Source organism: Amycolatopsis sp. NPDC049159, assembly GCF_040648295.1.
Classification (GTDB): Bacteria; Actinomycetota; Actinomycetes; order Mycobacteriales; family Pseudonocardiaceae; genus Amycolatopsis; species Amycolatopsis pretoriensis_A.
Genome location: NZ_JBEZDL010000023.1, coordinates 188,332 through 196,216, shown reverse-complemented (window position 1 = coordinate 196,216; position 7,885 = coordinate 188,332). Strand labels below are relative to the sequence as shown.

The window sequence follows — 7,885 nt, the reverse complement described above, 5'->3', positions numbered from 1 at the left end:
GTCGTGAGTGGGAAACAGGGTCAGCACACTGTTTCCCACTCACGACCGGCCGCCGCAGGGGTGCCGCGGCGCGGGTCATGACAGCACCTCGTGCGCCACTCGCTCCGGCGTGCCCGGGAACCACACGTCCTCCGGGGTCAGCGCGTCCGGCTGGTACTGGCCCAGCGCGCTGATCAGCATCCGCAGCTCCAGCGCCAGCGCCTCCGCGAACCGCACCAGGCCCGACTCCGGGTCCGTGTCCACCGCCAGCAGCGCCGCCCGGCCGAGACCCGCCGCGCGGGCGCCCAGGGCCAGGACCTTCGCCACCCGGGTGCCTTCCCACATCCGGCCCGAAGCCAGCAGGCAGCCCGCCGGGGTGCCGATCCGGGTCAAGCACTCCGCCAGCGGAAGCCCGACCGGCCCGAACGACGTCGGCGTCCAGCCCGAACCGCCCTCGGCGCCGTCGACCGTCACCGCGTCGGCGCCGGCCTCCCACGCCACCGCCGCCGCCGAAGCGACGTCGCGGCCCGGTGGGAGCTTCACCCACACGCCGGCGCGCGGGAAGTTGTTGCGCATCAAGCGGATCTGCTGCCGCAGGATCTCCGGCGTGAACGTCCCGGGTGAACTGCTCCGCAGCACCGAAGACCCCAGGGAGAGGTCGACCGAGTACAAGGAAGCGAGCGAAGCGGCGGCAGCGGGATCCACCAGCGTCATCCCGCCGAGCCCCGGCTTCGCGCCCTGCCCGACCTTGAGCTCGAACGCCAGCCGCCCGGACTCCAGCAGCGGAGCCGCCGACGGGTCCGAGTACACGAGGTTCCAGACCTCCGCGTCCGCGTCCTCCGTGCTCTGCTGCACGACGACGCCGCCGAGGCCGTCCGGGACCGCGTCGCCGTACGCCCGCAGGCGCTCCAGCAGCGTGCCCGCCGACGGACCGCCGGCCCGGCCGTGGCCGTGCACCGGGACGACGTTCTCGCCGATCACCATCGGGATGCCGAGCCGGGCGGCCTGCGCCGAAGCCGCCGCGCCCAGACCGGCGCCCGCCACCTGCGTCGAGCCGAACGCCGACAGGTACAGCGGCAGCGAAGACGCGAACCCGCCGATCGACGCCGCCAGCGAGACGTCGCCGTACAGCGGCTCGCGGCCCAGCTCGATCAGCTTCTCCAGGCGCCGCGGGACGAACACCGGCGGCACCAGCCGCGCCGACTCCAGCAGATCCGCGGGAGCAGCGGAAGCCGCGCCGAACAGGGAAGTCCCGTAGGAAGAAGCGTCCGGGAACACCGCCGCGGCACCGGTCCGGGCCCGCTCCCGGACCTGGTCGACGGGGAAACCGGCAGCGCTCAGCGCGGTCACGGCGAGACCACCCCCGGCAGCTTCGGGAACGCCGTCGCCTGCCACACCGCGTCCAGCCCGGCCACGTACCGCGTGAACCGCTGCACCCCCAGGCCGAACCCGGAGCTGGCGGGAATGCCGGTGCGGACCAGGTCGAGGTACCACGCGTACTTCGCCGGGTTCTCGCCCGTCTCGCGCATCCGCGTGACGATCCGGCCGTAGTCGTGCTCCCGCTCGCTGCCGGAGCACAGCTCGCCGTACCCCTCCGGTGCGATCAGGTCGAAGTTGCGCAGGACACCCGGCGCCGAAACGCTTTCCCGGTCGTAGAACCCGCGCGAGCCCTTCGGGTAGTCGACGAGGAAGAACGGCCGGGCGTGCTTCTCGGACAGGATCGCCTCGCCCGCCCAGTCGATCTCGGCGTCCGCGCTCTGCGGGTGCCCGAGCTCGCGCAGCGTCTCGACGGCGGTCGCGTGCGACAGCCGGCCGAACGCGCCGCCGAGCAGGTCGGTGAACGCGCCCGAGTCGCGGCCGAGTGCTTCCAGCACGTCGCCCGCGTCCTCGACGACCCGGCGCACCACGTGCGCCACCAAGTCCTGCAGCAGGTCGAGCACGTCGTCGCGGGACGCGCCGGCGACCTCGACGTCGAGCTGGTGGAACTCGGCGAGGTGCCGGCTCGTGTTCGCCGTCTCGAGCGGCTCCAGCCGCACGTTCGGGGCGACGTAGAAGATCTTCGAGAAGCCGAGCAGCGACGCCTGCTTGTACAGGATCGCGCTGGTCATCAGCTTGTAGCGGTGGCCGTAGAAGTCGACGTCCACCTGCTTCGCGCCGCGCCCGCCCGGGTCGGTGACCGGGCCGATCACCGGCGGCAGCAGCTCGGTGAAGCCGCGGGCGCCGAGGAACGCGCGCGCCTCGGTGAGCAGCTTGTGCTGGAGGCCCAGCACGTGCCGGGTGGTCTCCGAGGTCAGGTGCGTGCGCGGGTCCGGCGGATCGGTGTGCTCCATGGCGTTCTCACTCCCAGCTGGTCGGGGCGGATCAGGACAGGACCGGGTCGAGCCTTCGGCGGTGGTAGGACAGGTCGGCGAGCAGCCGGGTCGCGCTGACCCGGTCGTCGCCGCGGCGGCCGCCGAGCGCGGGCGGCAGCGGCATCCGGCCGGTGTGCCACCACTGCAGGCGGCCTTCGTCGTCGAGCACGCACCGGGTTTCGCCGCCGTTGTCGGGGTGCAGGCAGTACGGCACGTCGAGCAGGCCGCGCTCGAACGCCGCCGGCAGCGCCTCGGTCAGCGTCGGCGCGAGCGAGCGCACCTCGTCGACGAGCAGCCGGGCCTGGGCGTACACCTCGGTCTCCCCCGGCGGCCCGGCCGGCGCGGGTTCCGCCAGCGCGGTCGCGTGCGCCAGCTGCAGCGCCGAGATGTTCTCTTCGACGGTCGGGATCCGGTGCGCTTCCGCGGTGGTCTTGACGATCAGCCGCTCGGTGCCGGTCCGCACGGCCAGCCGGACGCTCTCGGCGACCAGCTCCCGCGCCCCGGCCGCCGACTCCGGGAACAGCCCCATGTAGGTGTAGAGCACCAGGTGGTGGTCCACGCCTGCCAGTTCCTCGGCGCACAGCCGCCGCATCGCCCACAGCGCTTCGGCATCCTGCTCGGGGCTCGTCTGCTGCGCGTAGCTGGCCGACACGCTGCGCACACCGTGCTCGGCGAAGAACAGGCATTCCAGCACCGACAACGCGACGAGCAGCCCCGGCGGGCACAGCTGGCCGAGCATGCAGCCGCCGAAGCTCTCCAGGTGGCAGTCCACTCCCCGGTCGGCCTGCCCGGCCAGCAGGGACGCCGAGCGCGACCACGCCTTCGCCGCCGTCCGCAGCGGGACGCTGCTGTAGGGCAGGCAGTAGGACACCGGCCCGCCTTCGGAGGCGTCGAGGCCGGCTTCGAGCATCACGGCGAAGATGTCTTCGGGCTGCGCCGAGCCGTGGCGCACCTGGACCGGGAAGCCGGGCAGGTCCGCCACCAGCCCGGCGGTGACGGCCGGGCCCAGCGCCACCAGCGGGAAGCCGTTGAGCGGGACCCCGGACTGGACGGACATCGCGGCGAGGTCGTGCTGCCCGGTGCGGGTGTAGCTGTCGAGCGTCACGGTGCCGACGGCCGGGACGCCGGCACCGGCCACCGCACGCAGCCCGCGTCGCATCGCTTCCGGTTCCGAGAACCCCATCCGCGGCTGGACGACGAGCGTCCGGCGGCGGCGGTGCTCGGCCACGAACGCGCTGAACACCGACCGGGCAGCGGTCACCGCAAGGTCCGGATGTTCGCGGCGACGAACTCGCGGAACGATTCGATCGCCTGGCCGGAGTCGCCGGCGCCGACGTGGAAGACCGCGTCGTAGCCCAGCGCCAGCAGCTCGGCCTCCAGCGCGCTGTTCGCGTCACCGTGGACGCCGAGCTTGCCGCCGATCACGGCGGGCAGCCCGGCCAGGACGGCGTCGGAGCGCAGCGCGGAGATGACCCGGGCGCCGTCGACGTGGCCGTGGCCGTTGATGGTGCTGATCACCAGGCAGTCCGGCCGCTCGTCGCGGCAGGCGGCCAGCAGCCGCCCGACCGGGACGCAGGCACCGAGGTTGACGACCTCGTGGCCCATTTCCTCCATGATCAGCTGGAGGGCGACGAGGTTCCACATGTGCGAGTCGGACTCGACGCTGGACAGGACGAACTTCAGCGGGGGCCCCGCGGACACGGCGGGCCGGTCCGGGGTCTGCTCGATCTGGAAGGTGGTCATCGTGCGTCGCTCCCTGTGCGTTCGGGGAACGTCCGCGGTGCGGGCCGCGAACTTCTCACGACGAATCGTCATCGGCCGGCGCCCGGCGCACATGGGTGCGGCGGCCCCGCATTCCCGCGCCGGTCCCGCCCCCCGGTCCGCCTCGCGCGCGGGCGTCGCGGCCGCGCGCATGAGGCGCGGAGACCTGGGTGCCGGCGGTGCCCCGCACGGGGGATCGTGGCCCCGGACCCGCCTCGGAACCCGCGTCCGGCCCGCCCGCCGGACGGCGCAACCGTCCCGTCCGAACGGCTTAATCCCCCACTTCGCGACCAGGCGTTTCCCCACACGGTCCCCCATGAACCCCCAGAACGCCCCCATGCCGCGCGGGAATGCGGGCGTAGCACCCCCATGTGGTCCGCGTCACCCGCTGGCATGCTCGATCCCGTGATTCCCCCGCAGCCGAACCCGGCGACCACGACGCTCCCGCCCACCTGGTGGGCGGCCGGGCTGACCCCGCACGAGCGGCGCCCCGGTGGCACCCGCCCCGCGTGGGTGGACTTCGCCGAGGCCGCACTTTCACGTGAAAGTGCGGCCCCCAGGTCGGCACTTTCACGTGAAAGTGCCGACTGGCGGACGGCGTTCGCCGCGGTGTTCCGCCCCTTCACCGACGCGGTGCGCGTCGCGATCGCCGGTGCCGCAGCGGGTTCGCCCGCCGTCGACGCCGCGCCGGTCGCCGACGGCTGCGCCGCGCAGCTCGGTCACCAGCTGGCCGGCCTCGCCGCCCGCACCCTGGTGCTGGAGCTCGGACGGGCGCGGCACAAGGAGATCCTCGACGGCGAGACGCCGCAGGCGCGCTTCGCCGACTTCGTCCGCCGGACCGGCACCCCCGCTGGCCTGACCGACCTGCTGCACCGGTACCCGGTGCTCGCCCGGCTCGCCGCGCAGGCGTCGCTGCACGCCATCGCCGCCGCCACCGAGCTGCTGGCCCGGTTCGACGCCGACCGTGTGGCGCTGACCGCCTTCGTCGGCACCGATCCCGGCCCGCTGGTCGAGGTCAGCGGCGGCACCGGCGACGCGCACCAGCGCGGCCGCTCGGTCCGCGAACTCCGGTTCGCGAGCGGCGCGCGGGTCGTCTACAAGCCGCGCCCGCTCGACCTGCACGCGGCGTTCACGGCGCTGGCCGGCTGGCTCAACCCGCGCGTCCCCGGCCTCGAGCTGCAGACGGTCGACGTGCTGGCCCGGCCCGGCTACGGCTGGCTGCGGTTCGTCGAGCACCGGCCGTGCGCGGACCTCACCGAGGTGGACCGCTTCTACCGCCGCCAGGGCGTGCTGCTCGCCCTCCTGCACGCCCTCGACGGCACCGACGTGCACTTCGAGAACATCATCGCGGCCGGCGACCAGCCGGTGCTGATCGACATCGAAACGCTGTTCCAGCCGGTGCTGCCGGCCGAGAGCGGCGAAAGTGACCCGGCCGCGGAGCTGCTCGCCCGCTCGGTGCACCGCACGATGCTGCTGCCGCAGATGATCGTCGGCGAGCACGGTGCGGTGGACATCTCCGGGCTCGGCGGCGGCCGCGCGGCGGCCCCGGCGCTGGAGCGCGTCGACTGGCTCGACGCCGGCACCGACCGGATGCGGCTGGTCCGGGTGCCCGGCGGCATCGGCACCGGCGTCAACCGGCCCACCCTCGGCGGCGTCGACGTCGAACCGGCCGAGCACGGCGCCGCGCTCCTGGCCGGGTTCCGCGCCGGGTACGACGCCATCGCCGCCGGCGCGACCGAGTTCGCCGCCCTGCTGGCAAGCTGCGCCGGCGCGGGGGTCCGCGTCCTGGTCCGCCCCACCAGCTTCTACACGCGGCTGCTCGACGAGACCACGCACCCGTCGCTGCTGGCCGACGCGGCCGCCCGCGACGAAGCGTTCGGGCTGCTGCACGACGACAGCACCGACGACGTCCGACGCGCGCTCGTCGCCGCGGAGCTGACCGACCTGTGGGCGGGCGACGTCCCGATGTTCACCGGCGAGCCCGGCTCCGCCGACGTCTGGGACACCGAAGGCAACCGGCTGGCCGGCCTGCTCGGCACGACGCCGCTGGCGTCGGTGCGGGCGAAGGTCGCCGGCATGACCACGATCGACCGCCGCGACCAGGAGTGGCTGATCTCCGCCGCGCTGGCCACCCGGCCCGCCGCCGAGACCCACGCCGGCAGCGGCGTCAGCGACGGCATCCTGCCGAGCAAGACCCCCGAGCCCGCGCACCTGCTTTCCGCCGCGTGCGGCGTCGCCGACGCCATCATCGCCCGCGCCTGCACGGCGGACGGGCGCGTCAATTGGGTCGGGCTGGAGCTCGTCGACGAGAAGTACTGGACCGTGCTGCCGATGGGCGGCGGCCTCGGCGAGGGCTACCCCGGCGTGGCGCTGTTCCTCGCCCAGCTCGCCGAACTGACCGGCATCGACCGCTACCGGGACCTGGCCGGCAGGGCCGTTTCCGGCCTGCCGTCGCTGGTTTCCGCGCTCGAAGCCGACCCGGACCTCGCCGAAGCGGCCGGGCCGGGTGGCCTGCTCGGGCTCGGCGGCGTCGCCTACGCCGCGGCCCGCCTCGCGCGGCTGCTCGACCGGCCGGACCTGCTGGACCTCTGCGCGCGCACGGTCGCGGTGATGCCGGCCCCGACGCCGCGGACGTCCCCGCGGTTCACCACCGGGCTGGCCGGCGGCCTGGTCGCGCTGCGCTCGGTCGCCGCGCAGACCGGCATGGACCTCGCCACCGTGCTCGCCGGTGCGTACGCGGCCGAGCTCGCGAGCCGCTCCATCGACCCCGATCTCGCCGACCCCGGGTTCGCGCACGGCGCGGCCGGCGTCGACTGGGCCCTGTCCGGGCACCCGCGCGAGACCGCGACCCTGCCGCCGGCGAAGGCCGCGACCGGGCACGGCTGGTGCTCCGGCCTGGCCGGCCAGGTGCTCGCCTACGCCGACGACCCGGCGGTGCTCGGCGGCCTCGACGAGCAGGTCCGGCGCCTCGCCGCCCAGGAACCGCTGCGCGACCTGTCCCTGTGCCACGGCGAAACCGGCATCACCGACGTCCTCGGCGTGCTGGCCGAAACCGGCCACACCGGCGCGGAAGCCGCGCTCGCCACCCGGACCGGCCTGCTGCTGACCGCCGTCGAACAGGACGGCGCGCGCTGCGGCACCCCCGACGGCGTGCCCTCCCCCGGCCTGCTCACCGGACTGGCCGGGATCGGCTACGGCCTGCTGCGGCTGGGTTTCGGCCCCCGCGTCCCGTCCGCCCTGCTCTTGCGCCCCCCGACCCGCTGAACCGCACCCGCCCCACCTCACGAGGAGAGAACCACAGATGCGCGAAACCACGACCGAGACCGCCGAAGCCACCGTCGGCGCCCTGGTGCTCCCGCGGGCGAACCACGCCGGCGCCCGCAACCAGGCGCTCGCCGGCACCCGGCCCCGGCTGTCCGGCGTCACGCTCGACACGCTCGGTTCGCCGACCGTCGTCACCAACGGCACCTTCGCCCTCTGAGTCCCGGTCGCCACGCCGGTCTTCACGACCGGCTTCGCCGAATAGCTTCCGTTTCACCCAGCACGACTACTACCGAGAGTGGAGCCACCTGCATGACCGAGCACGACTTCGCCGGCACGGACAACCCGATCGGCGACTTGACCCTCCCGACTTCCTCCCGCACGGGCGCGCGCAACCACGCGCTGTCCGGCAAGGCGGCGCGGGTCAGCCAGAACTCCCTCACCACCATGGACATCACGGTCGTCACGGGCAATTTCCCCGGATAGTGAGACGATCACCGCGTCGGTAATTCGACCTACGCCCGGAGGACGCC

The 7,885-nt window shown here is 74.2% G+C and carries 7 protein-coding genes; 3 read left to right on the top strand and 4 right to left on the bottom strand.

Going from position 1 to position 7,885, the window contains the following annotated elements; all coding sequences use genetic code 11:
- Window positions 1-75: 75 nt before the first annotated feature.
- Genes AB0B33_RS36910 through AB0B33_RS36895 form a run of 4 tightly spaced genes read right to left on the bottom strand, consistent with a single transcriptional unit; the run spans window position 76 to window position 4,073 of the window.
- Window positions 76-1,329, bottom strand: coding sequence for a glutamate synthase-related protein (locus AB0B33_RS36910; protein ID WP_360780655.1), 1,254 nt, complete (start codon window positions 1,327-1,329; stop codon window positions 76-78).
- Window positions 1,326-2,309, bottom strand: a complete 984-nt coding sequence (locus AB0B33_RS36905) for an asparagine synthetase A (protein ID WP_247023751.1) — start codon at window positions 2,307-2,309, stop codon at window positions 1,326-1,328. Before AB0B33_RS36905 ends, AB0B33_RS36910 begins: the two co-directional genes overlap by 4 nt.
- 31 nt (window positions 2,310-2,340) lie before the next feature.
- On the bottom strand, window positions 2,341-3,591 hold the full coding sequence (locus AB0B33_RS36900) for a methylaspartate mutase (RefSeq protein ID WP_247023752.1): 1,251 nt from the start codon (window positions 3,589-3,591) through the stop codon (window positions 2,341-2,343).
- Window positions 3,588-4,073, bottom strand: a complete 486-nt coding sequence (locus AB0B33_RS36895) for a cobalamin-dependent protein (RefSeq protein ID WP_360780650.1) — start codon at window positions 4,071-4,073, stop codon at window positions 3,588-3,590. The genes AB0B33_RS36900 and AB0B33_RS36895 overlap by 4 nt, the downstream gene beginning before the upstream one ends.
- Window positions 4,074-4,496: 423 nt before the next feature.
- Between AB0B33_RS36895 and AB0B33_RS36890 the strand changes: the two genes are divergently transcribed.
- The 3 genes from AB0B33_RS36890 (at window position 4,497) to AB0B33_RS36880 (ending at window position 7,838) form a co-directional block, all read left to right on the top strand.
- Window positions 4,497-7,355 (top strand): type 2 lanthipeptide synthetase LanM family protein, encoded by a 2,859-nt coding sequence (locus tag AB0B33_RS36890; RefSeq protein WP_360780647.1) that lies wholly within the window; start codon window positions 4,497-4,499, stop codon window positions 7,353-7,355.
- 37 nt (window positions 7,356-7,392) lie between these two features.
- Entirely contained in the window at window positions 7,393-7,572 is a 180-nt protein-coding gene (locus tag AB0B33_RS36885) for a hypothetical protein (RefSeq protein WP_160702386.1), read from the top strand.
- Window positions 7,573-7,664: 92 nt separating this feature from the next.
- Window positions 7,665-7,838: a hypothetical protein gene (locus AB0B33_RS36880; RefSeq protein WP_247023755.1), complete on the top strand. Its 174-nt coding sequence runs from the start codon at window positions 7,665-7,667 to the stop codon at window positions 7,836-7,838.
- Window positions 7,839-7,885 lie beyond the last annotated feature (47 nt).

Bases quoted from the DNA above. Each gene is read 5' to 3' on its own strand.
- AB0B33_RS36880 (WP_247023755.1), top strand. From the start codon at position 7,665: ATGACCGAGCACGACTTCGCCGGCACGGACAACCCGATCGGCGACTTG.
- AB0B33_RS36895 (WP_360780650.1), bottom strand. From the start codon at position 4,073: ATGACCACCTTCCAGATCGAGCAGACCCCGGACCGGCCCGCCGTGTCC.
- AB0B33_RS36885 (WP_160702386.1), top strand. From the start codon at position 7,393: ATGCGCGAAACCACGACCGAGACCGCCGAAGCCACCGTCGGCGCCCTG.
- AB0B33_RS36905 (WP_247023751.1), bottom strand. From the start codon at position 2,309: ATGGAGCACACCGATCCGCCGGACCCGCGCACGCACCTGACCTCGGAG.